At 61.8% G+C, this 581-nt stretch carries 1 protein-coding gene; it reads left to right on the plus strand.

Annotation, left to right across the window (positions count from 1 at the left end; all coding sequences use genetic code 11):
• Nucleotides 1–581, plus strand: a 581-nt coding sequence (locus tag NCR98_RS29285) for a Crp/Fnr family transcriptional regulator (RefSeq protein ID WP_250528117.1), incomplete at both ends; no start/stop codon positions are given.

Consider the following 581-nt stretch of genomic DNA (forward strand, 5'->3'; position numbering starts at 1 on the left):
CAGTTGCTTTGCGATTCCGGACAACGCATTCACCACGTGTACTTCCCGACCACGGCTATCGTCTCGCTTCTGCATACGATGGAAGACGGCGGCTCGGTGGAAGTCGCGGCAGTGGGCCGTGAAGGCATGACGGGTGTTCCGGTGCTCACGGGCGGCGACACCATGCCGACGCGCGTTCAAGTGCAGTGCGCGGGTTTTGCGTATCGCATGAGCGCGGGCGCATTGCGTGAACACTTCGGCAAGTCGGACTTTCTGCGTCGTGTGATGCTGCTGTATATGCAAGCCCTGCTGACGCAAGTCGCGCAAACGGCCGCTTGCAATCGTCACCATTCGCTCTCGAAGCAACTGTGCCGCTGGCTCCTGATTCAAACGGACCGCACCCCGTCGGATCAACTGCGGGTGACGCAGCAAATGATCGCGGACATGCTCGGCGTGCGTCGCGAAGGCGTGACGGAAGCCGCAGGCAAGCTGCACGACGCGGGTCTGATCCACCACAGCCGTGGCTGTATCAAGGTGCTCGACCGCGCCGGTCTGGAAGAGCGTGCGTGCGAATGCTACGGCATCGTCAAGCGTGAGTTCGA

Origin of the sequence: Caballeronia sp. GAWG2-1, from assembly GCF_023631405.1 — a bacterium.
In the GTDB taxonomy this organism is placed as follows: Bacteria; Pseudomonadota; Gammaproteobacteria; order Burkholderiales; family Burkholderiaceae; genus Caballeronia.